The organism is Gammaproteobacteria bacterium, assembly GCA_034522055.1.
Lineage (GTDB): Bacteria > Pseudomonadota > Gammaproteobacteria > JAABTG01 > JAABTG01 > JAABTG01.
The window spans coordinates 1366581-1393153 of sequence record JAXHLS010000002.1; the positions used below are offsets into that span (position 1 = coordinate 1366581).

The 26573-nt window shown below is 66.2% G+C and carries 27 protein-coding genes and 1 tRNA gene; 8 read left to right on the plus strand and 20 right to left on the minus strand.

The window, feature by feature from the left end; translation table 11 throughout:
- Window positions 1-51 precede the first annotated feature (51 nt).
- The 5 genes from U5S82_06630 to U5S82_06650 form a co-directional block, all read right to left on the minus strand.
- Window positions 52-993, minus strand: a complete 942-nt coding sequence (locus U5S82_06630; GenBank protein ID MDZ7751330.1) for a ribose-phosphate diphosphokinase — start codon at window positions 991-993, stop codon at window positions 52-54.
- A gap of 371 nt (window positions 994-1364) precedes the next feature.
- Window positions 1365-1441, minus strand: a tRNA-Gln gene (locus U5S82_06635).
- Between the two features lie 13 nt (window positions 1442-1454).
- Window positions 1455-2318 carry a 4-(cytidine 5'-diphospho)-2-C-methyl-D-erythritol kinase gene (gene ispE / locus U5S82_06640; GenBank protein MDZ7751331.1) on the minus strand — a complete coding sequence of 288 codons (864 nt, stop codon included), beginning with the start codon at window positions 2316-2318 and terminating at the stop codon, window positions 1455-1457.
- The gene (gene lolB, locus U5S82_06645) at window positions 2315-2899 is read right to left on the minus strand and encodes a lipoprotein insertase outer membrane protein LolB (GenBank protein MDZ7751332.1); all 585 of its coding nucleotides are present in this window, start codon (window positions 2897-2899) and stop codon (window positions 2315-2317) included. Before lolB ends, ispE begins: the two co-directional genes overlap by 4 nt.
- Window positions 2896-4632 (minus strand): tetratricopeptide repeat protein, encoded by a 1737-nt coding sequence (locus tag U5S82_06650; GenBank protein MDZ7751333.1) that lies wholly within the window; start codon window positions 4630-4632, stop codon window positions 2896-2898. Before U5S82_06650 ends, lolB begins: the two co-directional genes overlap by 4 nt.
- A 173-nt stretch (window positions 4633-4805) precedes the next feature.
- On the opposite strand from U5S82_06650, the gene hemA reads away from it, so the two are divergent.
- From hemA to moeB, 5 genes are all read left to right on the plus strand, one after another.
- Complete coding sequence (hemA, locus tag U5S82_06655) at window positions 4806-6080, plus strand: glutamyl-tRNA reductase (protein ID MDZ7751334.1); 1275 nt, start codon at window positions 4806-4808, stop codon at window positions 6078-6080.
- Window positions 6077-7159 carry a peptide chain release factor 1 gene (gene prfA, locus U5S82_06660; GenBank protein MDZ7751335.1) on the plus strand — a complete coding sequence of 361 codons (1083 nt, stop codon included), beginning with the start codon at window positions 6077-6079 and terminating at the stop codon, window positions 7157-7159. The genes hemA and prfA overlap by 4 nt, the downstream gene beginning before the upstream one ends.
- 14 nt (window positions 7160-7173) lie before the next feature.
- Window positions 7174-8055 carry a peptide chain release factor N(5)-glutamine methyltransferase gene (gene prmC / locus U5S82_06665; protein MDZ7751336.1) on the plus strand — a complete coding sequence of 294 codons (882 nt, stop codon included), beginning with the start codon at window positions 7174-7176 and terminating at the stop codon, window positions 8053-8055.
- A gap of 82 nt (window positions 8056-8137) precedes the next feature.
- Window positions 8138-8557 carry a hypothetical protein gene (locus U5S82_06670; GenBank protein ID MDZ7751337.1) on the plus strand — a complete coding sequence of 140 codons (420 nt, stop codon included), beginning with the start codon at window positions 8138-8140 and terminating at the stop codon, window positions 8555-8557.
- A 25-nt stretch (window positions 8558-8582) separates the two neighbouring features.
- Window positions 8583-9335 (plus strand): molybdopterin-synthase adenylyltransferase MoeB, encoded by a 753-nt coding sequence (gene moeB, locus U5S82_06675; GenBank protein ID MDZ7751338.1) that lies wholly within the window; start codon window positions 8583-8585, stop codon window positions 9333-9335.
- 4 nt (window positions 9336-9339) lie between these two features.
- Here moeB and U5S82_06680 read toward each other — a convergent pair whose 3' ends face one another.
- Complete coding sequence (locus tag U5S82_06680) at window positions 9340-10125, minus strand: TatD family hydrolase (protein MDZ7751339.1); 786 nt, start codon at window positions 10123-10125, stop codon at window positions 9340-9342.
- 80 nt (window positions 10126-10205) lie between these two features.
- Between U5S82_06680 and U5S82_06685 the strand changes: the two genes are divergently transcribed.
- Both U5S82_06685 and U5S82_06690 read left to right on the plus strand, forming a co-directional pair.
- Entirely contained in the window at window positions 10206-10724 is a 519-nt protein-coding gene (locus U5S82_06685; GenBank protein ID MDZ7751340.1) for a hypothetical protein, read from the plus strand.
- A gap of 591 nt (window positions 10725-11315) precedes the next feature.
- Entirely contained in the window at window positions 11316-11855 is a 540-nt protein-coding gene (locus U5S82_06690; GenBank protein MDZ7751341.1) for a zinc ribbon-containing protein, read from the plus strand.
- A gap of 179 nt (window positions 11856-12034) precedes the next feature.
- On the opposite strand, the gene U5S82_06695 is transcribed toward U5S82_06690, so the two are convergent.
- The 14 genes from U5S82_06695 to U5S82_06760 form a co-directional block, all read right to left on the minus strand.
- Entirely contained in the window at window positions 12035-13027 is a 993-nt protein-coding gene (locus U5S82_06695; protein ID MDZ7751342.1) for a serine/threonine protein kinase, read from the minus strand.
- Between the two features lie 316 nt (window positions 13028-13343).
- Entirely contained in the window at window positions 13344-13748 is a 405-nt protein-coding gene (locus tag U5S82_06700) for a sulfur globule family protein (GenBank protein ID MDZ7751343.1), read from the minus strand.
- 115 nt (window positions 13749-13863) lie between these two features.
- On the minus strand, window positions 13864-14349 hold the full coding sequence (locus U5S82_06705) for a peptidylprolyl isomerase (protein MDZ7751344.1): 486 nt from the start codon (window positions 14347-14349) through the stop codon (window positions 13864-13866).
- An 898-nt stretch (window positions 14350-15247) separates the two neighbouring features.
- Window positions 15248-15976, minus strand: coding sequence for a cytochrome b/b6 domain-containing protein (locus U5S82_06710; GenBank protein ID MDZ7751345.1), 729 nt, complete (start codon window positions 15974-15976; stop codon window positions 15248-15250).
- Window positions 15977-16141: 165 nt separating this feature from the next.
- Window positions 16142-16498 carry a hypothetical protein gene (locus U5S82_06715; GenBank protein ID MDZ7751346.1) on the minus strand — a complete coding sequence of 119 codons (357 nt, stop codon included), beginning with the start codon at window positions 16496-16498 and terminating at the stop codon, window positions 16142-16144.
- Window positions 16499-16894: 396 nt separating this feature from the next.
- A complete protein-coding gene (locus tag U5S82_06720) occupies window positions 16895-17731 on the minus strand; it encodes a methyltransferase domain-containing protein (GenBank protein ID MDZ7751347.1) in 837 nt (278 codons plus the stop codon).
- Window positions 17728-18543, minus strand: coding sequence for a methyltransferase domain-containing protein (locus tag U5S82_06725; protein MDZ7751348.1), 816 nt, complete (start codon window positions 18541-18543; stop codon window positions 17728-17730). The genes U5S82_06720 and U5S82_06725 overlap by 4 nt, the downstream gene beginning before the upstream one ends.
- A 201-nt stretch (window positions 18544-18744) precedes the next feature.
- Window positions 18745-20754, minus strand: coding sequence for an asparagine synthase (glutamine-hydrolyzing) (asnB, locus tag U5S82_06730; protein ID MDZ7751349.1), 2010 nt, complete (start codon window positions 20752-20754; stop codon window positions 18745-18747).
- A 9-nt stretch (window positions 20755-20763) separates the two neighbouring features.
- Window positions 20764-21822: an aspartate carbamoyltransferase gene (locus U5S82_06735; GenBank protein ID MDZ7751350.1), complete on the minus strand. Its 1059-nt coding sequence runs from the start codon at window positions 21820-21822 to the stop codon at window positions 20764-20766.
- Entirely contained in the window at window positions 21816-21938 is a 123-nt protein-coding gene (locus U5S82_06740; GenBank protein MDZ7751351.1) for a hypothetical protein, read from the minus strand. Before U5S82_06740 ends, U5S82_06735 begins: the two co-directional genes overlap by 7 nt.
- Window positions 21935-23401, minus strand: a complete 1467-nt coding sequence (locus U5S82_06745; protein MDZ7751352.1) for a sodium:solute symporter family protein — start codon at window positions 23399-23401, stop codon at window positions 21935-21937. Before U5S82_06745 ends, U5S82_06740 begins: the two co-directional genes overlap by 4 nt.
- A complete protein-coding gene (locus U5S82_06750) occupies window positions 23398-24144 on the minus strand; it encodes an isochorismatase family cysteine hydrolase (protein ID MDZ7751353.1) in 747 nt (248 codons plus the stop codon). The genes U5S82_06745 and U5S82_06750 overlap by 4 nt, the downstream gene beginning before the upstream one ends.
- An 11-nt stretch (window positions 24145-24155) precedes the next feature.
- Complete coding sequence (locus U5S82_06755) at window positions 24156-25391, minus strand: Zn-dependent hydrolase (protein ID MDZ7751354.1); 1236 nt, start codon at window positions 25389-25391, stop codon at window positions 24156-24158.
- Window positions 25391-25813 carry a hypothetical protein gene (locus U5S82_06760; protein ID MDZ7751355.1) on the minus strand — a complete coding sequence of 141 codons (423 nt, stop codon included), beginning with the start codon at window positions 25811-25813 and terminating at the stop codon, window positions 25391-25393. The genes U5S82_06755 and U5S82_06760 overlap by 1 nt, the downstream gene beginning before the upstream one ends.
- 227 nt (window positions 25814-26040) lie before the next feature.
- Between U5S82_06760 and U5S82_06765 the strand changes: the two genes are divergently transcribed.
- Window positions 26041-26568 (plus strand): MarR family transcriptional regulator, encoded by a 528-nt coding sequence (locus tag U5S82_06765; protein MDZ7751356.1) that lies wholly within the window; start codon window positions 26041-26043, stop codon window positions 26566-26568.
- Window positions 26569-26573: the final 5 nt, after the last annotated feature.

The following is a 26573-nucleotide window of genomic DNA, read 5'->3' on the forward strand; positions in this document are numbered from 1 at the left end:
ACCCGGGCACCATAAGCCGGGCCCGCGGGCGCCGGCGACAAATAATGTGTGTCAGTCCATGAACAGGGAACTCAGGGACTCGTCGTTGTTGATGCGGCGGAGACTCTCCGCCAGCAGTTCCGCCAGGCTCAGCTGGCGAATCTTGGTGCAGGCCTCCGCCTCGGCACTCAGCGGGATGGTATCCGTTACCACCAGCTCGTCCAGGGCCGAGCCGGCCACGTTGGCGACCGCCGGCCCCGACAACACCGGGTGTGTGCAATAGGCCGCCACCTTGGCCGCCCCATGTTCCTTGAGGGCCCCCGCCGCCTGGGCCAGGGTGCCCGCCGTGTCCACCAGGTCGTCGATGATGACGCAATTACGCCCTTTCACGTCGCCGATGATGTTCATGATCTGGGCCTCGTTGGCCCGCGGCCGGCGCTTGTCGATGATGGCCAGGTCCGCATCGTCGAGACGCTTAGCCAGGGCCCGCGCCCGCACCACACCCCCGACATCGGGCGACACCACGATGAGATCGTCGCCCTTGTACTTGCGCCACACGTCGCCGAGCAGGATGGGCGAGCCGTAGACGTTGTCCACGGGGATGTTGAAAAAGCCCTGGATCTGATCGGCATGGAGATCCACCGTCAGGGCCCGATCCGTCCCGACGGTCGCGATCATATCGGCCACCACCTTGGCGGTAATGGCCACCCGCGCCGAGCGCGGGCGGCGGTCCTGGCGCGCATAGCCGAAGTATGGCAGCACCGCGGTGATGCGCCCTGCGGAGGCCCGTTTCAGGGCATCCACCATCACCAGCAACTCCATCAGGTTGTCGTTGGTGGGGGCACAGGTGGACTGGACCACGAAGATGTCGCGCCCGCGCACATGCTCCATGATCTCCACCATCACCTCGCCATCGCTGAAGCTGCTGACGACGGCCTTGCCAAGGCCCACGCCCAGATGACGGGCGATAGCGGACGCCAATTTCGGGTTGGAGTTCCCGCTGAAGACCATCATTCCGGCGTTCCTGGACAACACGACTCCCCATACTCAAAAACAATGTACTCAAAAATCAATCAATGCCCCGTCGGGGCTTCTCAGGTTCTCATCCCGGCACCCTGCCCCGGCGGTGCAACGGCCTGCGGCCGTTGCGATTTGGCTGGGGTGCCAGGATTACTGCGTGCATCCCTGTACTCCGCCCTGCGGGCCGCCGCTGCGCGGCGTTCCGATTTGTTGTCTCGCCGCGTCCATGCGGCTCGCCCTTCGGGCGCCCTGCGGGCGACCAATTCCGTTCCCGACGGAATTGTCCCGGCAAATCGGTCGAACCTTCCAGGTTCTCATCCTGGCACCCTGCCCTGGCGGTGCAACGGCCTGCGGCCGTTGCGATTTGGCTGGGGTGCCAGGATTCGAACCTGGGAATGCCGGGATCAAAACCCGGTGCCTTAGACCTCTTGGCTACACCCCAAAAGACGACGCTCTCAACCATCACCCAGCGGTGAATGTGCCAGGCTTCTTGTCACCATGATACGCCAGCGCGACGGCAGGCGGCGCGCGACAGCACGCGCGTGGTGCTCGGATTCCGCCGCCAGGAATACCGAGGCACCGGTGCCCGTGAGGCGGGCCGGGCCAAACTCCCCGAGGCGCCGCAGGGCCTCGGCCACCTCGGGATACCGCCGCCTCACCAGCGGCTCGCAGTCGTTGCGCGTCGCTGCCATCAGGTCCGCGACGGCCATGGTCGCACCATCCGGAAAAAAGCGCAGCATTTTCAGGGGTTCGGCGTCCCGTGTCAATTCCGGGTCCTGGAAGACCTCCGCGGTGGAGACGTGGCAATCCGGTGTCACCACCAGGAACCAGCAAGACGCCAGGGCCACCGGCGCCAGGCGCTCGCCTATGCCCTCTCCCCAGGCCGTACGGCCGGCCACGAACACCGGCACGTCCGCCCCCAGCGCCGTGCCCAGTCGGGCGAGGTCGGCGCGGCTCCAGCCGAGGCCCCATAAGGCATTGGTGGCCACCAGCACGGTCGCGGCATCCGAACTGCCGCCGCCCAGACCGCCCCCCATGGGCAGCCGCTTGGTGACGGCGATGTCGACCCCCAGGGGCGTACCGGAGGCCTCCTTGAGCAATCGCGCCGCACGCACCCCGAGGTCCGCCTCCGGCGCCACCCCCGGCAGCCCGCTGAGACGACGTATCTCGCCATCCTCACGCACCGACAACCGCACCTCGTCGGCGGCCTCGATGAGTTGAAAGACGGTCTGTAACTCATGGTAGCCATCGTCCCGCCGCCCGGTGATGTGCAGGAACAGATTCAGCTTGGCGGGGGCACTCCAGAACAGGGGCTTCATGCCCGGCCGGGCTCCCAGCGGGAGATCACGATGTGGAGGGAAAAGCGTTCCGTCTCCAACCGTATCCTGCGCGGCAGGGCGATGCCGGTGTCCTTACCGTAGTCCAGGTAACGGATGTGCCACCCCGCCTGGCGCAACTCCACCAGACGGCCCGCCTCATCCTCCACGCGTGCCCTGATTTCCCATCGGGGGTCGGGTCGCCCCACCATCCAGTGGCGCATGCCGTCCACGGGCACCCGCCAGCCCAGGATATCCAGCATCAGGGCCTCCGGCTCGGCGGCGGCGTACTCCTTCCCATCCGCCGTGCGCAGCACCACCCCTGCGGCATCGCCCCGCAACCCCAGGGTACCCTGCCCCAGGGGGGCGATGAGACGGATGCCATAGGCATCCCCCTGCTGGCGCCAGACCAGGGTGGCCTGCCAGGATTCTTCGTCCGCCTGGATATGGATGCGCCCGGTGGCCGTCCAGGTGGTGAGCCGTTCGAGGCCCCCCCGGTATGCCGGCGCCTCGCCATCCCGGTCCGGGACCACGGTACAGCCGCCCAACAGCAGGGCCAGGCAGGTGACGGCGAGACGGGTCACGGAACGAAACGCTTGATGACCTCCAGCAGACGCCGGTCATCGGGGGTGTGCTCCAGGGCATTGTCCCACACCGCGCGGGCCTCTTCCTTGCGGCCCGCCACCCACAGCACCTCACCCAGGTGAGCCGCCACTTCCACGTCATCGGAGAGGCTGGCCGCACGTCTGAGATACTCCAGGGCCTCATCGTGACGCCCGAGCCGGTAAAGCACCCAACCCATGCTGTCGAGGATGTAGTAGTCGTCCGGGCGCTGCTTGAGGGCCCGTTGGATGTAATCATGGGCCTCCTCGTAGCGGTCCGTACGGTCCGCCAGGGTATAGCCCAGGGCGTTGAGGGCCTGAACATGGGTGGGATCCGCGTCGAGGATGGCGCGCAGGTCGCGTTCCAGAAGATCGATGCGCCCCATCTTCTCCGCCAGCATGGCGCGAGCATAGCGCAGGTCGGCGTTGTCCGGGTATTCCGCCAGGCCGCGGTCATAGGTTGCCATGGCCGCCTCGAGGGAGCCCTTGTCGGCCTGCAGCTCGGCCTCCACCATGGCCACCCGCGCCGCCTGCTGCTCGTTGCGGGTATTGATGCCATGCAGATGGGCCAGGGCCGCCGCCAGCCCGTTCTCGTCCGCCAGCAGGGCGGCCGTCCTGAGCTGGGCATCGAGGTAGTGCTGCCCCCGATCCACTGCGTCATAATGTTCCAGGGCCACGTCCATGTCCTTGCGCGCTACCGCGATCTGGCCGAGATAGAAATGGGCCGTGCGCTCCTTCTCCCCCAGTTCCAGGAGGCGCTCGAAGGCTCCGGCCGCCTCATCCACGCGGTTGGTCTGGAGCAACAGCAGGGCACGGGCGAAGATCACGTCGGCATTTGCCGGGGCCTTGCGCTCGAGGGTCGAGAACTGTTCGAGGGCCTGATCATAGCGCTTCGCCGACACCAGCAGGCGCGCGTAGGGCAGGCGAATACTGGCGTCGTCCGGCCGGGATGCCACCATGCGCTCCATGATCTCCAGGGCCCGGGGCAGCTTGTCCTGCTCCTGGAGTACCTGCACCAGGAGCAGGTTGGCGGCCTGATGGTCGGGCTCCGTGGCCAGGAACTCCTGCAGCAGCTCCTCCGCCAAGGCGTTATCCTTCACCCGCACGGCGAAGGTGGCCCAGGCGAGAAGAGCCTCCGGGTCGTCGCGACGACTCTCCATGAAGCGCGCCATCACCGCTTTCGCCGCCTCCTTGTCGCGTTCCCGGGCCAGGGTTTCCATGACGACCCGGTAACCATGGGCATCGGGGCCCTTCCAGCCGTCCATCATCCGGTTCAAGGCCGCCACCGCCGCGGACTCGTCGCCACTGCGCACGTAGAGTGCCGACAGCACCCGCTGGGCCTCCCTGTTGTCCGGCTGCTGCTCCGTCCACAGGGTGGCGGCCTCGCGGGCGCCCTCGTCGTCCTTGGAGAAAATGGCGATACGCAACGCCCTCTCGCTCACCTCGGGGTCGCCGGTGGCCCGCGCTACTTCCAAGTAGTTGGCCACCGCCACATCGAGGGCCCCGCGGTGGCCCGCCACTTCGGCCACCAGCAGCTTGTAGATGGTCTCGGCGCGCTCACTCACGGGGGTGGTCACGGGCTCGGGCAGGGCCACCCGGCCGGCATCGCGCCCGGAGGAAACACCGGCACACCCGGACACGACCAGGGCGATGGACAAGAGCCACCCCGCCCGAAGGGCGCCGGCGGTCGGGTTGGAGGTAATCAATCGGAACATAGGCCTGGATTATCCCTAATCAGCATGGTGCGGCGCCACCGTGGCCCTACGCGGCGCGCACCATGGCTCCGGGCAACTACCCACAAATTTTTCTGACGAGACTGGTATTCTTGTATTTACCCTTGCCATCTCCCAAACTCTCCGGTTGCCCTAACAGGGTTGACAATGCCTCGATGACGCTCTTCGCATTCGGTATCAATCACAAGACCGCGCCGCTGGCCATCCGGGAGCGCGTCAATATCGGACCGGAGGCCGTGGGCATCGCTTTGCGCGACCTCGCCGACCTTACCAGCGTCCAGGAAGCGGTCATACTTTCGACCTGCAACCGCACCGAACTCTACTGCGGCCTGACCGGATCCAATGGGACACGCATCGCCCTCGATTGGTTCAAAGACTACCACCGTCTGGCGGACCATGAGGTCCAACCCTATGTCTACACCCACGAGACCCGCGGCACCGTTCGGCACGTGCTACGCGTGGCCGCAGGCCTCGACTCCATGGTGTTGGGGGAGCCCCAGATCCTCGGCCAGGTCAAGGACGCCTACCACAAGGCCTGCGAGACCGGCACCGTGGGCAAACGCCTGGGCAGGCTGTTCCAGCACAGTTTCTCGGTCGCCAAACAGGTACGCACGGATACCGCCATCGGTTCGAGCCCGGTCTCCGTGGCCTTTGCCGCAGTACGCCTGGCCCACCAGATCTTCGACAACCTGGCGGAGCAGACCGCTTTGCTCATCGGTGCCGGCGAGACCATCGAGCTGGCGGCCCGCCACCTGCGGGAAAACGGCATCAAGCGCCTGGTGGTGGCCAACCGTACCGTAGAGCGGGCCCGGGAACTCGCCAACGAACTCGACGGCTACGCCATCGCCCTGCCCGAGATCCCGGCCCATCTGGCCGAGGCCGACATCGTCATCAGCTCCACCGCGAGTCCCCTGCCCATCCTCGGCAAGGGCAGCGTCGAACAGGCCATCCGCCGGCGGCGCCACAAGCCCATCCTCATGGTGGATATCGCCGTGCCCCGCGACATCGAGCCCGAGGTGGGCGAACTCGAGGACATCTACCTGTACACGGTGGACGACCTGCGCGACATAGTGGACGAGGGCCTGCGCTCCCGCCAGGAGGCCGCCGTCCAGGCCGAGGAGATCATCGACCTCCAGGTATCCCACTTCCTGAGCTGGCTGCGCTCCCAGGATGTGGTGGACAGCATCGTCACCTACCGCCAGCAGTCCGAAGCGGCCCGGGACGAGGTCCTCGCCAAGGCCGAGCGCATGCTCGCCAAGGGGGAGGCCCCGGAACGGGTCGTCGACTACCTCGCCCATGTCCTCACCAACAAGCTCATCCACACCCCCTGTACGGAGCTGCGCAAGGCCAGTGCCGCCGGCGACACCGATACCGTCAGCACGGGGCTGCGCCTGCTCGGCATCACCGCCAAACGGTACCCGCCGCGATGAAGGCATCGATGGAGGACAAGCTCGCCGACGTCGCGGATCGGCTCACGGAGTTGAGCGCCCTGCTGTCGGAACCTTCGGTGATCGCCGACCAGGACCGTTTCCGTGCCTATGCCATGGAATACGCCGAGATCGACCCCGTGGTGGCCTGTTACCGGAAATACACAGACGCCGGGGCGGAGGTGGCCGCCGCCGAGGAGATGCTCAAGGACGGCGACCCGGAAATCCGTGAACTCGCCCGGGAGAGCCTGGCTGAAGGCCAGTCCCGGCAGGAGGCCCTGGAGGCCGAGCTCAACCGCCTGTTGCTGCCCCGGGACCCCGCGGACAACCGCAACACCTTCCTGGAGATCCGCGCCGGCACCGGCGGCGACGAGGCCGCCCTGTTCGCCGGCGACCTGTTCCGCATGTACAGCCACTACGCCGAGACCCGGGGCTGGACGGTGGAGGTGCTATCCGAGAGCCTGGGCGAACACGGCGGCTACAAGGAGATCATCTGCCGTATCCTGGGCAAAGACGTCTACGCCCGGCTCAAGTTCGAATCCGGCGCCCATCGCGTGCAGCGGGTGCCGGAGACCGAGTCCCAGGGCCGCATCCACACCTCCGCCTGCACCGTGGCGGTGCTGCCCGAGGCCGATGATATCGACGAGGTGGAGGTCAACCCGGCGGATCTGCGGGTGGATACCTATCGCGCCTCCGGCGCCGGCGGCCAGCACGTCAACAAGACCGATTCCGCTATCCGTCTCACCCACCTGCCTACGGGCATCGTGGTGGAATGCCAGGACGAGCGCTCCCAGCACAAGAACCGGGCCCGCGCCCTCAGCCTGCTGCAGGCCCGGCTGCTGGAGCAGCAGCGCAGCGCCCAGGCCCGGGAGGAGGCGGCGACCCGCAAGAGCCTGGTGGGCAGCGGCGACCGCTCCGAGCGCATCCGCACCTACAACTTTCCCCAGGGGCGGGTCACCGACCACCGAATCAACCTCACCCTGTACAAGCTGGATGACATCGTGGCCGGCAACCTGGACCTGCTCATCGACACCCTGATCAACGAACACCAGGCCGAGCAGCTGGCCGCCCTGGCCGGTTGAGGGGTGCATCCGCGATGAGGGACCGGCCGCCCGCCCACGCCGGGAGCATCGCCGGCGCCCTGGGCTGGGCCACTGCCCTTCTCGATGGCGACAACCCGCGCCTGGAGGCGGCGGTACTCCTCGGCCATTGCCTGGGACGGCCCCGCAGCCACCTCCTCGCATGGCCGGACAAGCCCCTCGACGAATCGGTGCGCCGCTGCTTCGAGGCCTTGGTGGCGCGCCGGCGGCAGGGGGAGCCCGTCGCCTATCTCACCGGCCGGCGTGAGTTCTGGTCCCTGGACCTCGTGGTCACGCCGGCCACCCTCATCCCGCGCCCGGAGACCGAGACCCTGGTGGAGCGTGCCCTGGCCCGCCTGCCCGAGGAAACGCCCCTGCGGGTGGCGGATCTGGGTACCGGCAGCGGCGCCGTGGCCCTCGCCCTGGCCCGCGAGCGCCCCCATGCCACCATCGTGGCCACCGACATCTCCGAGACGGCCCTGGCGGTGGCGGCCCACAACCGGCGGGGCCTGGCCTCCGACAACGTGTCCCTGGTACGAACCGACTGGTGCCGGGGCCTGCGGGGCTTGCAACTGGTGGTCACCAACCCACCTTACGTGGCGTGCGGTGACCCCCACCTGCGGCGCGGCGATGTGCGCTTCGAGCCCGCCGCTGCCCTGGCCTCCGGCGCCGAGGGCCTGGACGACATCCGCCGCATCGTCGGCGACCTCCCCGCCTGCATGAACGCGGGATGGCTGCTCACCGAGCACGGCCACACCCAGGGCCCGGCCGTGCGCCGGCTCATGCAGGAGGCCGGCCTCGCGGCGGTGGCCTCCCACCCGGATCTCGCGGGCCGGGAACGGGTCACCGAGGGCTGGTGGTCAGGCGAGGGCGGCTTGATTCCCCCTCGCAACGGCTGAATAATCCCAGCCACGCCCTCGAGGCCCCGGCAAGCGCCGGCGGCCCTTCCGCCGGGCCGGCATGGAGGAAGCATTGGCGCCCATGAATACGCCGGATCAAGAACCGGACCAAGAGATCGTCAAGCACCGGGAGATCCGCTTCCAGGCCCCCCACTCGGATCCCGATCAGGCACGGTCCGCGGTGTTCCTGCTCGGGGACGCCGACGGCATAATCAGCCTGGAGGCCGCCGATCCCCTGGTGCTCAGGCTCAGCTACGACGTGCGGTACATCACCCTCCAGGATATCGAAGGGGCCCTGGAGGGTGTCGGTTTCCACCTGGACAACAGCCTGATGTCGAAACTGCGGCGCACCGTCTGGCATTACGCCGACGAGACCCAGCGCGACAACATGGGTTGCCGCAACGACTCCAATTGCACCGCCCGCATCTTCGTGAACCGCTACCAGCGGACCACCCACGGCTGCCGCGACGACCGTCCCTCCCACTGGCGCCGCTATCTCTAGCCCGGCGCCCCTGCGCCGCCCCACCATGAACGACATCGAGCGCCAGCGTTACAGCCGCCAGATCTTCCTCCCCCAGATAGGCGAGGCCGGCCAGCAGCGGCTGGTGGACGCCCGGGTCATGGTGGTGGGTCTCGGCGGCCTGGGCTCGCCGGTGGCCATGTATCTGGCGGCGGCCGGAGTGGGGACCCTGGTGCTGGTGGACTTCGACCGTGTGGAACTCTCCAACCTGCAACGCCAGATCATCCATGGCGAGGCGGACGTGGGCCGTCTCAAGGTGGAATCGGCGGCCGCCACCATCGCCGGTCTCAACCGGGATACCGGCGTGGAGACCATCCCTCGCGCCCTCGACGACGAGGAACTCGTGGAGACCACCCGCGGCTGCCAGGTGGTGGTGGACGCCAGCGACAACTTCGAGACCCGCTACGCCCTCAACCGGGCCTGCGTGAGCACCGGGGTGCCCCTGGTATCCGGGGCCGCCACCGCCTGGGACGGCCAGGTCGCGGTGTTCGATCCCCGGCGCGACGGCAGCCCTTGCTACCACTGCCTCTACCCGGACGACGGCGGTCCGGGGGAGACCTGCGATCAGGCCGGCATCTTCGCGCCCCTGCTGGGCATGGTGGGCAGCACTCAGGCCGCCGAGGTACTGAAGCTCATCATCGGCACCGGCGAGACCCTGGCGGGCCGCCTGATGCTCCTGGATGCCCTGGGCATGAGCATCCGTATCCTGGGGATCCCGCGGGATCCGGGTTGCCCGGTGTGCGGCACGCAACCACACTGAATCCTCAGGCGCGGGGACTGAAAAGACGCCGGGCGTTCGCCGTTGTCGCCCGCGCGACCTCCGCCACCGCCATGCCCCGCACCTCGGCCATGGCCGCCAGCACATCGGTCACCCGGGCAGGCTCGTTGCGCACCCCCTGGTGCCCCGCCACGGGCTGATCGGGCGCATCCGTCTCCAGCACCAGACCCTCCAGGGGCACCGCCGCCACCACCCGGCGCAGACGCCGGGCCCGCGGGTAGGTGAGGGGCCCGCCGATCCCCAGCAGGAAGCCGTTGTCCAGGAGTTGCCGGGCCTGCTGCTCGCTGCCCGAAAAACTATGGGCCACGCCCCGCACCCCGGGATGGCGACGTACGCATTTCAGCACGTCATCCAGGGCCTTGCGGCCGTGGACGATGAGGGGCAGGTCGTAATCCCGCGCCAGCCGGATGTGGGCCTCGAAGATATCGAGTTGGCGGTCGCGGTCCAGCCCCTCCACGTAGTAATCCAGGCCACACTCCCCCACCGCCACCGGACTCTCGGCCTCGAGCCAGCGGGCCAGCTCCGTGAGATGTTCATCACGATGGTGGGCCAGGTACATGGGATGCAGGCCATAGGCGGGCAACAGCCCGTCGAAGGCGGCGCATACGGCCTTGAGACGCGGCCAGGTGGCGGCACTCACCGCCGGCACCACCTGGGTGGTGACCCCTGCCGTGCGGGCGCGACCAATGACGGCCGCACGGTCGCCGGCGAACAGGTCGTCGTCCATATGACAGTGACTGTCCCAGATTTCCACGCCTATCTCCAGGCTCATGGGGCCATCCCACCCGTTATCCTGCGCACATTGCTATAGTTCACCGTGCTTCATACGTCACCGGAGTCGAACACTACCCCATGGGCCGTCTGCAACAGCTACAGGTCACCTATGCGCCGGAGGAGGATCGCATACTGCTCCGGGTCAATACCACGGAACGGGAAGAGTTCCGCTTCTGGCTGACCCGCCGCCTGGTGCTGCGCCTGCTGGCGGGCCTCACCCGCAGTCTGGCCCGGCAACCCGACGTCGGCGCCCACCCCGACCCCGAGGCGCGACGGGAGGTATTCAGGTTTCGCCGGGAACAGGCCCTGGCCAAGGCGGACTTCAAGACCACCTATCGGGAAGGCGCCGAACGCTTCCCCCTGGGGGAACAGCCCGTGCTGGTGACCGGCGTCAGGCTGCGCCGGCAGGCCGAGGGGCGCTGGCTGCTGGTGCTCCAGCCCGCCGGCGGCCAAAACACGGAGATCGTGCTCAAGGAGGACATGGTGTATTCCCTGCACAGTCTGTTGCTCAAGACCGCCGAGGGCGCCGGTTGGGGCAAGGCCCAGGCGCCCCAGGCGCCTGCCGGGGAAGTACCGGAGGGTGTCACCATCAACTGATGGAGGTGCGTCCTCCGGGCCCAGGCCAGCGCTGCACCCTGTCGGGCTGAAGCCCGACCTACAAATATCTCCCACCGCCCGTTCCAGCGGCACGGATGTGGGTCGGAATTCATTCCGACATTCAAGCCCGCCGCAGGCACCTCGGGCCGGGTCGCAACCAGCCAAGGGCTGTCGGGCTGAAGCCCGACCTACAAAAAGCGTAACCGCGAAAGACGCAAGTGACGCCAAAAGGAAGAAGGTCAGGGAGGAGTGGCAGTTTGAAAAGGCGCAGCGGATCCACCGTTTCGGCGTCAGCAGAGCGGACGCACGGGTGGTAATCTTTTCCCCTTTCCCATTTCCCATTTCCCCTGGGGAGAAGGACAGAGGCGTAGGTCGGCTGCTCCTGGCAGCCGACGGAAGCTCGGCATACAGAGAACCATCGCTCATGCCCATGTCTCGGCGGCTAACTTGGAGGCCGGGATTCATCCCGACATTCAGACACCGCCCCATGCTACCTCCATCCATGCGGTCCCCCGGCCGCGCTTGTACGCTGGCGCCCGGTGGACCAAACTTCCACTGAGAGATGCTGATTACCCAGGAGAGACGCCCCCCATGCCCACCCGCGAACCCGACGACCACTTGAGCGACCGCCTGATCCAGGCCTACGAGAAGATGCTGGAACGCACCCGCCTGCGTATCGACCAGGCGGAGCAGGACCTGCCCCATATGCAGGAGCGGGTGGCCGAGGCGCGGGAGAAGGCGGTGGAACTGGGTGAGCTGACCCGCGAGGAGGCCGAGCGTGTCGCCGAATACCTCAAGCGTGACCTGCGGGACGCCGCCGAGTACATGGTGGAGTCGGGGCGCGAGCTGCGGGACTGGTGGCGTTTCGACCTCGGCCTCATCGAGGAGCGCATGCTGGAACTGTTCACCGACGTGGCGGACCGCACCCGCCTGGAGTTGGACCGCCTGGCCGCCCGGGCCCGCGCCGCGGGCATGCGCCACACCGGCGAGATCACCGCCCCTGGCGTCCTCAAATGTACCCAATGCGGCAAGGAGATGCACTTCAAGCGCACCGGGCACATTCCCCCCTGCCCGGCCTGTCACGGCACCGAGTTCCAGCGCCAACCCAAACCCCAGGCACGCGCTGAATAGTGCAGCGCATCCACTGCGGTTCATGGACGCCGACACCCTGCTGGCGGGGCTCGCCCCCGCCCCCGCCATCGCCGCCGTGCCCCTGCCGGCGGTGGCCTGGCTGTTCACCCCCCGCGGTGCCCGGCCTCGGGGCCCTGGTCAGACGCCGCCGCCCGCGGGAGGTCTGACTGGCCGGGCTGTCAGGGCAGGGCCCGCAGGGGCGGTTCGTCCATCAGGGCCACCTGCTCCCGGAGGTTCAGGATCAGGTCCTGCCAGTAGCGGGGGCTGGCGAACCACGGAAATGCGGCGGGAAAGGCGGGGTCGCTCCAGCGCCGGGCCAGCCAGGCCGTATAATGGATCATGCGCAGGGTGCGCAGGGCCTCCACCAGGTGCAACTCGGCGGCATCGAAACTGCTGAACATCTCATAGCCCTCCAGCAGGGCGTCCAACTGGCGGGTCATGTCGGCCCGCTCCCCGGACAGGCACATCCACAGGTCCTGGATGGCGGGCCCGGTCCGGCAGTCATCGAAATCCACGAAATGGGGGCCGTCGTCGGTCCACAACACGTTGCCGGCATGGCAGTCGCCGTGAAGGCGTAATTGGCGCCCCGCGCCCGCACGGCGGTAACACTGGGCCACCTGCCCCAGCGCATAGTCCATCACCGCGGCCAGGGCCTCCACCAGCTCGTCCGGCACCCAATGGAGATCGAAGAGATACCGCCGGGGCGCCTCGCCGAAGGTCTCGATGGTGAGGGCGGGGCGATGGGCGAAGGGCCTAACGCGTCCCACGGCATGGAGGCGTCCGATGAAGCGCCCCATCCACTCCAGGGTTTCGAGGTCATCGAATTCGGGCGAGCGCCCCCCCTGGCGGGGGAACACACTGAAGCGGAAGTCCCCGAAGCGATGCAATACCTCGCCTGCATACGCCATTGCAGGCACCACCGGCAGCTCCGCGGCTGCCAGTTCGGCGACGAATTCGTGTTCCTCGAGAATGGCTGCATCGGTCCAGCGCGCGGGGCGATAGAACTTCACCACCACCGGCGGCCCCCGGTCCATACCCACCTGGTATACCCGGTTTTCATAGCTGCTCAGCGCCAGCAGGCGCCCATCCGTGGACAAGCCGATGCTCTCGACGGCGTCCAGCACCGTATCGGGCCCCAAAGTGGCGTAGGGCGTGGAAGAAGACTCGGACATGGGCGTATTGTGCATCCCGTTGCATGGTCGGCCCTGAACCGGCGCGCTGGCGCCGTCGGGGTACGTCCCGTTTGTTTTACCACCAGCCCCCGGCATCGGCGGGCCCGATCCGTCCATACGCCGGCAGGACGAAAGTACCCACCCACACCGCCGCCACCCCGGCAGTGCTTCCCGAGGCCGTCCGGTGCCCTTGGTTATGCTGGCGATGTAGTGTACTCATGTCTCTCCCGGAGTGGTTGACATAAAAAAGGCCCCACCATGGTGGGGCCTTTCATCTTCAGGAATAACCCCCAGGGAAGAGGGTGGTCCGGAAGCCTTACTGCGCAGGGGCCTGCTGGCCGCCCTGCTGGGCACCACCGCCCTGGGCTGGGTAACCGCCCATGCCCGGATGAGGCATCACGCCCGGGGCGCCGTAGCCCGGGTAGCCGCCATAGGCGGGGGCGCCGTAGCCGGGCGCACCATAGCCCGGATAGCCGCCGTAACCGTAGCCCGGATAGCCGCCATAGTAGGGGGCGCCATAGCCACGGCCATAGCCGCGACCGGAACCGCTACCCGTCCAGCTCATGTTGCCGCTGCCGAACATGTCGCCGAAACCATCGCCCATGCCACTCCAGGGACCGCCGCCGTAGCCGGGGCCGCCCCACCATGCGCTGGCGGCAAAGGGGAGCGCGGAAAACGACAGCAGGGCCGCGGAAGCGACTGCGAGTTTTAACTTCTTCATAAAACTGACCTCCAGTGTTGTTATTGAAAAGACGGTAGTATTCCACCATACCGCCGGTTTGCGGGCGGCCCCTCGGCCGTTGCCGCGAACAAAGTAAGCCGGGCGACCACCTTAGTCAGTGGCTGTGGCCGTCCCCGCCGTGAACATGACCGTGTTCCACTTCCTCTTCGCTGGCATCGCGTACCTGCTCGATGGACACGTCGAAATATAGCTCTTCGCCGGCCAGTGGGTGATTGATGTCGATCTCCACCGTATCATCACCCACTTTTACGACCCGCACGTGACGCACATGGCCCTCTTCCGTCTGTGCCTGCAGATGCAGGCCCGGCTCGAGGTTCTCGATGTTATCGAATGCCGCGCGAGGCACCTCCTGGAACAGTTCAGGCAGCACCGGGCCATAGCCTTCCTCGGGCGCCACGGTGACTGACACCTGCTCGCCGGTGGCCTTTCCTTCCAAGGCCTTCTCCAACCCGCTCACGAGCTGATTGACCCCATGTATGTAGACGAGGGGATCCTGCCCCTCGGATGAGTCGATGACTTCACCCTGATTGTTGGCCAGGGTGTAGTGGATAGTCACCACGCGATGCTTTTGAATCTGCACGCCTATGGGCTCCTTTTGGTTTCTGTCTCGAGACGGCTCGAAAGCACGACACCCTGATAGCCAGGTGCCGGCCGGAATGGTCGCGCCAGGAAGCACTAGATTGAGTCCGCGTCAAAACCAAGAAGCACTCGGGAGCGGTGTCGAGAGAGGTAGCGCAGAAGCAGTAGTGATCCATTGGTTAGGACCATACGCGATCAGGGGGCGAATTTAAAGGCATGAGCAATGGAACCGTCATCGCCGCGGACCATGCGGCCGGATACGTAGAAACACGGACGGTCCCGCGCACCGGCGCCGGCGCAATCGCCTCCTCCTGGATTATTATGACATTCACCGCGAACCGGCTCGACAGGACCTCGCATGAGCGCGGCCACGCCGGATACCGCGACAGCTTATCATGAACAACTTAATTAGTTGATTCTAATGGAAATAATGAAAACATAGTCTAAGCTGTCAACTCGTTAACGTGAAAGTCGCGAAGCACGAACTCCCCCTCTCCCTTTGGGAGAGGGACGGGGTGAGGGAACGAACATGGCGATACACGCCCCTCTTTGCATCATCCGGGGCACTGCGCATCGCCATGATCGTCAGGCGAACAGAGACTAAGGAAAGAGGACCGCCGCCATGAGACACACGGGTCTGATCGACGACCGTTATTTCTGTATGAGCCCTTTGTACATGCCCTCCGATTGGCACATCCCGGCCTGGTTTGCAAAGATCAGAAACGGACCGCCCCTCGGACCATGCTCCTCTCTCGACCGTATCGCCGAGCAGACGAGCCGCTATGTGGCCAGCCATCCTGTCCCGGAGGAGCGCAATCGTAATGGCTATGGCAGCGATTTCGTCGGCCCCATGAGAAAGGAGAGGCGCCGGGTGAGCCGACCCTGAGTGCGGTCGGTATTTACTCGGTGTGTCCCGGCCCTTCTCCACGGACGCCTCCGGCCCCGGGACGCGCCGCGCCGGAGATGGGCCGGTCCGGGGGGGCCGTGTCGAAGGTGACATCCACCGAGCGGCCGGCCACCGGTGGTTCGGGCCCCAGGGGCTGCACCGAGACATGGAAATATCGGTTGCCGTTGATCATGGCGGAGATGAAGGCACCCTTGCCTTTCAGGTCATGGACGACGGCCGTGACCACGTGAGCCGCCATCAGCCATACCAGCAGAGACACCGCGCCGCCGTGCACGGCGGCCGGGCTGAGACCGGCGATTAGATAAGGTGCCTCGTGGAAAATGCCACTGATGGCCGCCACCAGGATAAGTGCGGCGAGCAGGGGATACAGAAGTGCCCACAGAGGATTGTGGGCATACCAGTTCGGTAACGGCGCCTTGCCGAGACTGACATAGAACGACAGGGTCTGGCGGGCCCCTTGAAGCAGGGTGCTTTTGGGAACGAAGGAGCGCCAATTGTCCGGACCCTGCCTGAACAAAAGGGCCAGACGACAAAGGACCAGTACCAATACCGCCTGGCCCGTCATGAGGTGCCAATCGCGCCAGAAGTCCGGATCCCTGACGCCCTGCCCCATGAGCCAGCCACTCGCCAGTTGAAAGACCACGCCCGCGGCCAACGACCAGTGCAAGGCACGCAGCGCACCGGACCACACGGGGACGCGGCGAATCTTTTCCTCCAACATCGATCTCTCCAAGCTATGCCGCGGTCGTCGCCGGAACCCTGCGCGGGTCGAAGCGTCGCCGGCTCTCTGTCTATGGGGGATTTGCCGGAATCATACCGAGCCACGGCCCGTATGAGCCGCCGCGGCGGGATGATGGTGAATGCGTGGTGGGCGAGGAGGGCCGGGCTAAGGACGCCGCGGATTCTTGCCCAGATGGCCGGCGAATTTCGAGACGTGGGGCATGAGGGGGCGGTGGCGCCGGCCACGGAAGGCGTGGACACAGTGTTTGTCCTCATGGGCGTTCTCGGAGAAGCCGAGACACAGCAATCCAAAGATGAGGAGGGTATCCATGAGCGCCGCGGTACCGAAAAGCAAGCCATGGATGAGTACGTTCTGACCGAGCCAGTCCAGAACCGCCAGTTGGAAGTTCAGCAACGACCACACGGTTCCAATGAACAAGGTGACGCCGAGTACGGCAAAGGTGAGCTGCGCCCACTCATGGCGCAGGCAAAAGCCCTTCAACGTGAAACATACATTTGTCATGCGTCTTACCTCCGCTGAGGCGATCCGCGACGGATCAAATCAGCATTTTCTTGAATCCTTATACACTAACCATAGCAGGGCAATTCCCGAAAATCCAAGGAATCCATCCCTTTTTGGTGCAGGGTATACGTTTACAGGACTTTTCCCTGCCCCATATCAATTCAGATTAACTCTCATGGCAATACGTGCCGCCCAAGATGATGAAATAAGGGAGGCTTGGTCCGCGAGGGCCGTTGGGAGATAGATGGGGCCTCGCCGTGCACCGCGAACCGACCTACCCAGGGAAAACCAGGGCGCGGCAACGGCGACGACGAGAGGCCACACCCCGGTGGGTGGATGGCTCCACCGCTCCCGTCACGCCGGATGGCGCGACCGGGACCGGGGCGACGACTGCCCTCAGGGCTTTCGAAAATGCATGATGCCCCAGGCGAGATAGCCGTTGGCGCCGGCATCCACCCAGTGGCCCAGGCCCTTGATCATGCGGTCGATGTAATCCTCGGACACCTTGCCCTCGAGGGCCTCCCGGTGGTTGGCGAGTTCCTGGCGCACGCGGGTGTAGTGACGCACCAGCTGGGGCGTCAGGTCCTCGATCTCCACCTCCTGCCAGCCAAGGCGCGCGGCCTGCTCGCGATAGAAGGCGAAGGAACCCAGGCTATCCAGGTGGATGCGCTCCAGCACGGGATCGATGACCCCCGGGGGACAGTCGTCCGCCTGCATGGGATCCGTGAACAGGATGTCACCGCCGGGCTTCAGCACCCGGTCCACCTCGTCCAGCACGCGGGCCCGCTGGCCCGAGTGGAGAATAGAGTCCTGGGACCAGGCGACATCGAAGCTGCCGTCGGCGGAAGGGATCTCCTCGAAGCTGCCGTCGATGACCTCCATGAGGTGACTGAGCCCCTGCTGTTCCGAGATCTCGCGATTGCGCCGGTTCTGGGCCTCGCTGAGGTTCAGGCAGGTGACGTGGCACCCGAAGGTGCGGGCCAGCCAGCGGCCCGCACCGCCATAGCCGGCTCCCAGGTCGATGACCCGATGCTCCGGCCCCAGGCCCTTGAGGCGTGCGCCAATGGTGGCCACGGTGCGCTCCGATGCCACCCGGATGTCCTCGTCATCCGACTGGTAGATGCCCACATGGATGTCCTCGCCACCCCAGATGTGGAAATAGAAGTTGTCCGCGTCGTCGCTGTTGTAGTACTCCCGCGCGGTGCTGACGACTTCAGAATAATTGGCACTCATTCCGTGTCCTCCTCGATGTATTTCTTCTCGGCCACATGGATGAAGAAGTCCGGCTCACCCTCCTTGTAGGTCTCCTTGAAGTCGCCATAGGTGGTGACGCGCTGGAAACCCACCTCCTTCATGAGGCGCTGGGTATAGGCCTTGCGCAGCGGGAACATGTTGAGGTGATAGGTGGATCCGTCGCTGAATTCATAGCGGAAGCGGGCCAGGGACTCGTCCACATGCTCCGGGGTGGCGGACACGTCGTCGCCGCAATAGTAATAGTTGTGGGAGGGCTCCACCTGATGGTCCAGCAGGGCATCGTAGTTGCGCTGGTCCAGGATCAGGATGCCGTCATGACGCAGGGTGGCGTAGTACTCCGCCAGGGCCTTGCGGCGGTCCTTCTCGCTGTGGAGATGGGTGAAGGAGTTGCCGAGGCAGATCACCGCATCATACAGATCGTGGACGTCCTGGTTGAGCCAGCGCCAGTCGGCGTGGACGGTACGCAGGATCTGGCCCCTCTTGCGGGCGTTCTCGAAGGCCTTGGCCAGCATCTCGGGGCTGCCGTCGGCGCTGGTGACTTCGAAACCGGCCTGCATCAGGCGCACGGAATGGAACCCCGTACCCGTGGCCACGTCGAGGACCTTCTTCGCCCCGTGCTTGCGCAACTCCTCGATGAAGAACTCACCCTCGGCCTCGGCGCGGCCCTCCCAGTCGATGAGGTCGTCCCATTTCTGGACGAAAGAGTGGACGTATTCCTCGGTGTACTGGTCCGTCTCGCGGACATCGAGGGGGTTGGCTCCGTAATCCTGTTCTTTATGGACGTTTAACATAAATTATCTCCTGTTCAGTGAGTGAATCATGGGCGACGCCGTTCCCGGGTTAAGTCGGGAGGGCCGTCGCCGTGGACCTTGCTTCCTGGTCGACGCGGGTCCGCGCCCGCGTGGTGGCATGCCGCTGGCGCCGGGATCCGGCGCCGCCAGCCCGCGCGCCCGTAGTCTGGGGGCGGATGCGCGGGGGCTTACCTGGGCGGGCTACGGATGCCAGCCCAACTGCCGGGCCTGCTCGCGGGCACGCCTGGGGATATCCCCCTTCACGAAATCCCTGTGAAGGATCTGGACGCCCAGCAGATGATTGATAAGCGCATCCAATTGGATCTGCGCCGCCGCCGTGGTATTGGGCGACTCGTGCTCCTCGAAGACCCCCGCCACGCCATCCACGTTCAGCAGACCGGCATCTTCGATGGCCTGGGGACTGAGATGGCGGTCGGCAAGCACACGCATGGCCTGCCATTTCCTGGGATCGGTATGGGCGGGCGGCGCCATGAAGGCGAACTTCTCCCGCTTGTAGAGGGTATCGGGCAGGAGCCCCTTCATGGCCTCCCGTAACACGTACTTCTCGATGCGCCCGTGGATGCGCATGGTCGGCGGCAGGGTCGCCGCGAACTCCGCCAGATGATGGTCCAGGAAGGGCGGCCGGGCCTCCATGGAATTGGCCATGTCCACCCGGTCACCCCCCCAGGTGAGGATCTGTCCCTCCAGCATGGTCTTGATCCAGACGTACTGGGCCTTGTCCAAGGGATGCCGGCCCCGCAGGGCCTCGCTGTTCAGTTCCCGGGCGATGGCCTCGCCGGGGTCATAGCCCCTCAGGGCCTCGCGATGATCGTGGTGCAGCACGGCGGGCACCCGGGCGCTGCTGGCCAGCCACGGCTGCAGGCATGAGGGCGTGAAGCCGATGAGACTGTCCAGGGCCGGGTTATGTACCTCCTCCTCGGCCAGCATGGCGCCGCGGAAGGTCTCGTTGCTGTCGGACAGTATGCGTTCCCATTCGCGCCGCTCGTCCGCCGGCAGGTGATCCAGGCCGTGGCGGAACATGTCGCGGCGAAATGCCGGGTAACCGCCGAACAGCTCGTCCGAGCCCTCGCCCGTCATCACCACCTTGTAGCCCACCTCGTTGACCCGCCGGCTCATGAGCAGCTTGGCCACCCCCAGGGTGTTGTAGATGGTGCGCTCGGTGTGCCACAGGGTCTCCTCGAAGTGCTCGTAGAGATGGCCCGACTCGATGCGCAGGATCTCCTGGTCGGCCCCCGTGGCCTCGGCCATCTCGGTGGCGATGGGGGTCTCGTCGTAGACCTCGCTGTCGAAGCCGATGGTGAAGGCCTTGACGGGATTCTGGGAGGCCGCGGCCGCGAGGCCGAGGATGGAGCAGGAATCGATGCCCCCGGACAAATAGCAGCCCACCGGCACGTCGGCGGTCATGCGCAGTTGCACCGCGTCGACCAACTGCTCGCGGGTGCCCTCGATCCAGGGGGCCTCATCGGCTACGTGGATACGACTGGCATCCTCTTCGGGGAAGGGCACGTCCCAGTAGCACCATTCCTTGACATCCAGCCGGCCGTCCCGGCGGCGCACCGTCAGCACGTGGCCGGGCTGCACCTGCCGGACCCCGGCGAAGGCCGTCTGGCCGGGCACCACCGTCTGCATCAGCTGGTGGAACAGGCCCGCGGAATCGAAGCGACATTCCACCTCGGGATGGGCGAAGATCACCTTGAGTTCCGAGCCGAACACCACGCCGCCGTCGATCTCGGTCCAGTACAGGGGCTTGATGCCGAAACGGTCGCGCACCAGGTGGAGGGTATCCTCGTCGCGGTCATAGAGGGCAAAGGCGAACTCGCCCCGCAGGTGGGGCACGGTGCCCTCCATGCCCAGGCGCGGGTGGAGATGCATGACGATTTCGGAATCGCTCTTGGTGCGGAACACCGCCCCCCGCGCCGTCAGATCGGCGCGGATACGCTGATAGTCGTAGAGTTCGCCGTTCTTGGTCAGCATGAGGCGCTTGTCCGCGCTGACGAAGGGCTGGCGCCCCCGGTTCTGGTCGAGGTCGATGATGGACAGCCGCGCGTGGCTCAAGCCCACCCCCTCCATGGCCTGCCAGCCGTAGCCGTCGGGGCCGCGGTGGTATTGGATGGCCGCCATGGCCACCAGGGTCTCGGGATCGACGGGGCGTTCCCGATCGGCGTAGATGTATCCTGCGATTCCGCACATGATTATTGGTTACGCAAAGCTCTTCAAAATCGTTGAAAGGAGCGCCATGCGCATATACACGGCGCCGCGGGCCTGGGCGAAGTACCAGTTATGGGGCGTGGCATCGAGGTCGCGGGACAGCTCTTCGCCGCGCGCCAGGGGATGCATGATGATGGCGTCGGGCTTGAGGGGCGAGTCGGCATCCAGACGATAACGGGCCCCCAGTTCCTCGTAGTTGCCACTCACCCAGGCGATGGCGTTGATGTAGATCACGTCGAGGTGGGGCAACTCGGCGTCGAAATCCTGTGTCGTGCGTACCTTGAGGCCCACCTCCTCCAGTTCTTCCCGCTGCCCCTCGGCGAAGGGCTCCTGCTCGTCGCTCACCACCACCAGCTCTTCCAGGGCGGGGGCGAACAGGGACAGGTAGATGAGCAGGCTGCGCACCGTACGCATGCGCCCCGGCACCCCCACGATGCCGAAACGGATCTTCTCCGTGAGATCGATATCGTCGCCGCACAGCTCCGGGCGCCATTTCAGCAGGGCGTAGATATCCGCCATCGCCTGGGTGGGATGCTCGTCGGTGCCGTTGCCGGCATTGACGATGGGTACGCGCAGGGACTCCAGCATCTCATACACCGCCTGTTCGTCGCCGTCTCTCAACACCACCAGGTCGCCGTAGTGATTGAGCATCTCGCCGATGTCATAGAGCGACTCCCCCTTGGCGATGCCGGTGGAGGCCGGATCGGTGATGGACATGATGTCCCCGCCCAGGCGGTGCCAGGCGCTCTCGAAGGACAGTCGGGTGCGCGTACTGGGCTCGTAGAACGCGCTGATCAGGATCTTGCCCGTGAGGGGCCGCACCTGATGCTGAGGCTGGGTCTCGTAGCGGGCAGCCAGGCGGGTGAGCTGCAGCAGCTGCTGGCGGCTGAACTGCCGTGCAGACACCACCGGCCGGTTCACCAGGTCCAGCAGGTGGGTCAGATCCTCCGGGATCCTGTCCAGCAGGGCGCGCGGGCGCTCGAAGCCCTGGACATCCAGCGGCTGCTCCTCCAGGGGATCGCGCAATCGGGGGTTGAGATGGTTCACCACAGATGTCCTCGCTTCCAGTCACGAATCAGCAGGCCAAGCAGCAGGATCGGGGCGACGACGGTGACCGCGAGGGCCGCCAGCACCAGGATCTCGAAGGCTCCGGAAGAAATGGTCATGTCATTGCCCCTCCATCTGCGCCAGGCATCTGCGCCGGGTGGGTCTCGTTCAGGGTCTCCCAGTCGAACATGCGGGGCGCCAGCCAGGTGGAGAGCAGCACACAGGCCATGGATACCGCGGCACCCACCAGGGCGGCCACGTAGAAACCGATGGCGAAATAGCCGTAGAGGCCGGCGGCGCTGCCCAGCACCATGCCGGCGATGGCGCCGGTGGGGTTCACGCGCCGCCAGAACAGCCCCGCGGCGATGGGCCAGATGGTGCTGGCCACGAAGGCGCCGGTGAAATAGAGCAACTCCGCCAGGGTGGTGAGGCGCGGCGCGCACAGCAGCCACGTCAGCACCCCGAGACCGACGATGATCCACGAGGTGGCACGCCGCATCTCGGTGGCGCTGGCGTGGGGCTTGAAATGGCGCCGGTAGATATCCTCCACCACCAGGATGCTGGTGGCCGCCAGCAGGGAGTCGAGGCTGGACGACAGGGCCGAGAACACCATGATGAGCACCAGCACCGCCCCCGTGACCCCGAGGATCTTGGCCGCCACCATGGGTCCCACCATGTCGGCGGCGGGTACGTTGAGGGCCAGGGCCGGCGTGGCCAGGGCCACGAAGCCCGCGACCACCGGGATGGGGGCCCACAGGATGCCGGCGAGGGTGTAGGCCTTGAAGCCCACCCCGGGCCGGAAAGAGAAGGCGCGACTCCACCACACGTTGGAGTGGAAGATCTCGCCCACGCCGAACAGCAGGTTGTTGAACAGGAACATGATGGCCGCCGGCATCATCAGGTTGAGCAGCTCCGGGCGTTCCTCCAGCACCGTCTGATGGATCTCGTCGAACCCCACCTTCTCGATGGCGAGGAAGGCGATGACCACCAGCCCCGACAGGATCAGCAGGGCCTGGATGAAATCGGTGCCGATGACCGCGCGGAAGCCCCCCAGAAGAGTATAGGCCACGCAGATGGTGAGGATGACCGTCATGCCGTAATGGTAGGGGATGCCGGTGAGGGCATGGATGAGGATCCCCCCGGCCATGCCCATGCTCACCAGCCAGCCCAGGCTGTAGAACAGGGAGATGGCGAGGAACACCCGCCACGCCGTATTGCCGTAACGGATGCGCACGAAATCGCCGCTGGTATAGCCGTTGGGCATGAGCCTGCGGATACGCCGCGCCAGGGGCGCGAACATCAACAGGCCCACCGAGCCCAGGGAGTACCCCAGCATGCCCCAGATCCCCATCTGGAAGGCGAGCTGGGGCGCCGCCATGGTGGTGTTGCTGGTCACCCAGGTGGCCATGGCGGTGGCGGTACCGAGAGCGAGGCCCACGCCCCGCCCCGCCAGCACGTAGTCGTCCAGCTTCTTGGCATGACGCCCCCAGTACCAGCCCAGGGCCACCCACACCATGCTGAACAGGGCGAGGATCAGCCAGCCGATGCGGGCATCCAGGATGGCGCTGTTGACGGCATTCATGAGGTCACCACCTCCACCAGTTCCGCCAGGGCCTCTTCGGCGGTGAGGACGCGGGCGTAGCGATCCTTCATGGTGGTGATGGTGGCCTTCTGCAGGTCCGGGGTCACGGTGGCGCAGCCGTCGGCGATCAGGGTCACGTAGAAACCCAGATCACAGGCATCGCGAATCGCCGTGGACACGCACTCGTTGCTGTACACCCCCACCACGAACAGCCCGGTGATGCCGAGGTTGCGCAGCAGGTATTCCAGGTTGGTCGAAGTGAACACCCCGCTCGCCGTCTTATTGAGGACGATCTCATCGCCCTGGGGCGCCACCTCCTCGAGGAACTCCGCCTCCTTGGAACCGGGCGGCGCGTGGAGGCCCAGCCGCTTGTGGCCGGCGCTGCGGTCCCGGCCATCGAGGGTGAGGGACTGGATGCGGGTGTGGATCACCTCCAGCTCGCGGCTGCGGAAGGCATCCTGGAGGCGCCGCACGTTGGGCAGCACCACGTACTCGAGGCGGTCGAAATAGTACTCCTGGGCCTCGGGCGGCACCCCCGAGGCCTCCACGTCGGCGAACACCCCGTAGTCCCGGGCCGCGTCCAGATACTGCATGTCGATACACAGCAGGGCGGTATGGTGGGTGGCCAGGGAGCGGGTGACGGCCGGCGAGTGGGTAATGGACTTGCGGTAGGTATCCCGCAGGGGATCCACGTCCAGAAAGTGCTTCACCTCCGTCGGTCTCGGGTTCATTTCGTCGCTCATGGTCCCGGCCCTCAGGCCGCCAGCCGGCGGATGGTGTTCAGCAGGACATTGGCACCCAGCTCGATGTCGTCCCAGGCGGTCCACTCGGCCGCGGAATGGCTGCGGCCCTCCTTGCTGGGCACGAAGATCATGCCCGACGGCGCGATGGCGGCGAGGATCTGGGCATCGTGGGCGGCGCCGCTGTGCAGCCGCATGGACTCCACCCCCGCCGCCGCCGCGGCCTGCTCCACCGCCCCCACCACCGTGGAGGCACACTGCACCGGCGCCACCTCGCTCAGCACCTGGAACTCGAACATCAGGTTGCGGCGCCGCGCGATGGCGGACAGGGTGCGCCGAAAGGCCTCCCCCAGGTGCCCCAGGGTCTCGGGATCGGTGTCCCGCACGTCCAGGGAGAATATGGCCTGGCCCGGCACCACGTTGGCCGCACCGGGCAGGAGCTGCACCCGCCCCACCGTGGCCACGCTGCGCGGGCTGCCATGTTCCTCGAGGACGCGCTCGACCTCGGTGGCGAATTCGGCCAGCCCCAGCAGGGCATCCTGGCGCATGTTCATGGGGGTGGTGCCGGCATGGTTGGCCACCCCGGTGAGGCGCACCTCCCACTTGAACAGGCCGGCGATGGCCTCCACCACTCCCAGGGAGATCCCCTTACGGTCCAGCACCGGACCCTGCTCGATGTGGAGTTCCACGTAGGCATGGATGGACTCGGGCCGGCGCTGGGCGCGCAGCGTGCTGTGGGCATCGAGACCGCGGGACGCCATGGCATCCACCAGGGTCACCCCGGTCAGGTCGCGGGCCCCGTGGATATACTCTGGGGTCACTTGTCCCGCCATGGCCTGGGACCCCAGCAGACCGCCGAAGCGCCCCTCCTCGTCGGTGAAGGAAACGCCCTCCACGGGCCGGGACAAGGCCACACCCTGCTCCTTCAGCACCCGCAGCGCCTCCAGGGCACATACGACGCCCAGGGCGCCGTCCAGGTAACCCGACGCGGGTACGGTATCCAGGTGCGAACCCGACATCACGCTTGGCTTGCCCTCCTGCCAGCCGAGGCGCGCGAACAGGTTCGCGGCCCCGTCCTGGTGGAAATCCAGGCCCGCCGCCATTACCCGCTCCTGGAACCAGGCCCGGCCGGCCATGTCGCCGTCGGAGAAGGCCATGCGGTAGACGCCATGGTCCTCGCCGCGACCGATGCCGGAGAGTGCTTCCAGATCGGCGCGTAGCCGCTCGCCATTGACCCGTAATTCATCCATCAGGATGCATCCTCCCGGGCGCCATGCACGATGAGGCCGAGGGTGGACAGGAAGACGACGCCGCCGATGCCGAAGAACAGGAAGGCACGCGACAGGGGATGGTGCTCCACGGTCACCACCACGGCCTCACTCCATGCCACCGGCCGGCCGTCTTCCAGGGCGGCGAGGCGAAAGTGGGAGATACCGTCGGGCTGCCCGGACAGAACGCGCGCGCGGTCGGGTCCCTCGTATTCCGTCTGGGGGCTCTCGAATGCCGCCGTGGAGGCCCGCTCCAGGCGCACCAGGGGGGTCTCCGCCTGCCACTCGAGGCGGAAATAACCGGCGGTGGCCCGCGCCGCGTCGGTTTCGAGCACGGGGGCCGCCGCAACGGGCGCGACGGCCCCCAGCAGCAACGCCCAGGCGACGAGACGGCCGCGCGCCACCCGCGTGGCGCCGTGGCGGTACGCTTGCTCTAAGATGGTGTTTCTATAGACGATTTTTGCTGTCCCATGAATTTTAAAGGATTCATTTTAACCCAAAAGAAACCATAAGTAACTTTAGCCCATGTAAAGGCATGGATGGTTTAAGCGGCTGTAAATGATGCAAAAATGATTTTGGCACCGATTGAGCATACGATTCGGGCCCGAAACAGATTGAGGTATTTCCTGCCATGTCGAGCACCTCTCGGGTCGACGAGATCCTGATCGCCCTGCGCCGCGTCATGCGGGCAGTGGACCTGCATTCCCGCAGCCTGGTACAGACCCACGGCCTCACCGGCCCCCAGGCCCTCATTCTCAAAGCCTTGACCGACAAGCCCCTCATCGCGGGGGTGTTGGCGGAGCGCGTGAGCCTCAGTCAGGCCACGGTCACGGATATCCTGAACCGATTGGAGCAACGGAGTCTGATCAAACGCACACGCTCGGAGGAGGACCGCCGGCGGGTGATCGTGGAGGCCACGGGCGCCGGCAAGGCACTGCTCGCCACCTCGCCCCCGCTGCTGCAGGAGCGCTTCGCCAAGCGCTTCGAGGAACTGGCGGACTGGGAGCAGACCACCCTGCTGGCCGCCCTGCAACGCATCGCCGCCATGATGGACGCCGAAGACCTGGATGCCGCGCCCCTGCTCTCCATCGGCTCCGTGCGGGCATCGCCCGAGGCCCTGAAGAGCGTCCTCGGGCCAGAGGAGGAGGCGCCCTCCTGATGGCG

Bases quoted from the DNA above. Each gene is read 5' to 3' on its own strand.
- U5S82_06630 (MDZ7751330.1), bottom strand. From the start codon at position 993: ATGATGGTCTTCAGCGGGAACTCCAACCCGAAATTGGCGTCCGCTATC.
- ispE (MDZ7751331.1), bottom strand. From the start codon at position 2,318: ATGAAGCCCCTGTTCTGGAGTGCCCCCGCCAAGCTGAATCTGTTCCTG.
- U5S82_06650 (MDZ7751333.1), bottom strand. From the start codon at position 4,632: ATGTTCCGATTGATTACCTCCAACCCGACCGCCGGCGCCCTTCGGGCG.
- hemA (MDZ7751334.1), top strand. From the start codon at position 4,806: ATGACGCTCTTCGCATTCGGTATCAATCACAAGACCGCGCCGCTGGCC.
- prfA (MDZ7751335.1), top strand. From the start codon at position 6,077: ATGAAGGCATCGATGGAGGACAAGCTCGCCGACGTCGCGGATCGGCTC.
- prmC (MDZ7751336.1), top strand. From the start codon at position 7,174: ATGAGGGACCGGCCGCCCGCCCACGCCGGGAGCATCGCCGGCGCCCTG.
- U5S82_06670 (MDZ7751337.1), top strand. From the start codon at position 8,138: ATGAATACGCCGGATCAAGAACCGGACCAAGAGATCGTCAAGCACCGG.
- moeB (MDZ7751338.1), top strand. From the start codon at position 8,583: ATGAACGACATCGAGCGCCAGCGTTACAGCCGCCAGATCTTCCTCCCC.
- U5S82_06680 (MDZ7751339.1), bottom strand. From the start codon at position 10,125: ATGAGCCTGGAGATAGGCGTGGAAATCTGGGACAGTCACTGTCATATG.
- U5S82_06685 (MDZ7751340.1), top strand. From the start codon at position 10,206: ATGGGCCGTCTGCAACAGCTACAGGTCACCTATGCGCCGGAGGAGGAT.
- U5S82_06690 (MDZ7751341.1), top strand. From the start codon at position 11,316: ATGCCCACCCGCGAACCCGACGACCACTTGAGCGACCGCCTGATCCAG.
- U5S82_06695 (MDZ7751342.1), bottom strand. From the start codon at position 13,027: ATGTCCGAGTCTTCTTCCACGCCCTACGCCACTTTGGGGCCCGATACG.
- U5S82_06700 (MDZ7751343.1), bottom strand. From the start codon at position 13,748: ATGAAGAAGTTAAAACTCGCAGTCGCTTCCGCGGCCCTGCTGTCGTTT.
- U5S82_06710 (MDZ7751345.1), bottom strand. From the start codon at position 15,976: ATGTTGGAGGAAAAGATTCGCCGCGTCCCCGTGTGGTCCGGTGCGCTG.
- U5S82_06715 (MDZ7751346.1), bottom strand. From the start codon at position 16,498: ATGACAAATGTATGTTTCACGTTGAAGGGCTTTTGCCTGCGCCATGAG.
- U5S82_06720 (MDZ7751347.1), bottom strand. From the start codon at position 17,731: ATGAGTGCCAATTATTCTGAAGTCGTCAGCACCGCGCGGGAGTACTAC.
- U5S82_06725 (MDZ7751348.1), bottom strand. From the start codon at position 18,543: ATGTTAAACGTCCATAAAGAACAGGATTACGGAGCCAACCCCCTCGAT.
- asnB (MDZ7751349.1), bottom strand. From the start codon at position 20,754: ATGTGCGGAATCGCAGGATACATCTACGCCGATCGGGAACGCCCCGTC.
- U5S82_06740 (MDZ7751351.1), bottom strand. From the start codon at position 21,938: ATGACCATTTCTTCCGGAGCCTTCGAGATCCTGGTGCTGGCGGCCCTC.
- U5S82_06745 (MDZ7751352.1), bottom strand. From the start codon at position 23,401: ATGAATGCCGTCAACAGCGCCATCCTGGATGCCCGCATCGGCTGGCTG.
- U5S82_06750 (MDZ7751353.1), bottom strand. From the start codon at position 24,144: ATGAGCGACGAAATGAACCCGAGACCGACGGAGGTGAAGCACTTTCTG.
- U5S82_06755 (MDZ7751354.1), bottom strand. From the start codon at position 25,391: ATGGATGAATTACGGGTCAATGGCGAGCGGCTACGCGCCGATCTGGAA.
- U5S82_06765 (MDZ7751356.1), top strand. From the start codon at position 26,041: ATGTCGAGCACCTCTCGGGTCGACGAGATCCTGATCGCCCTGCGCCGC.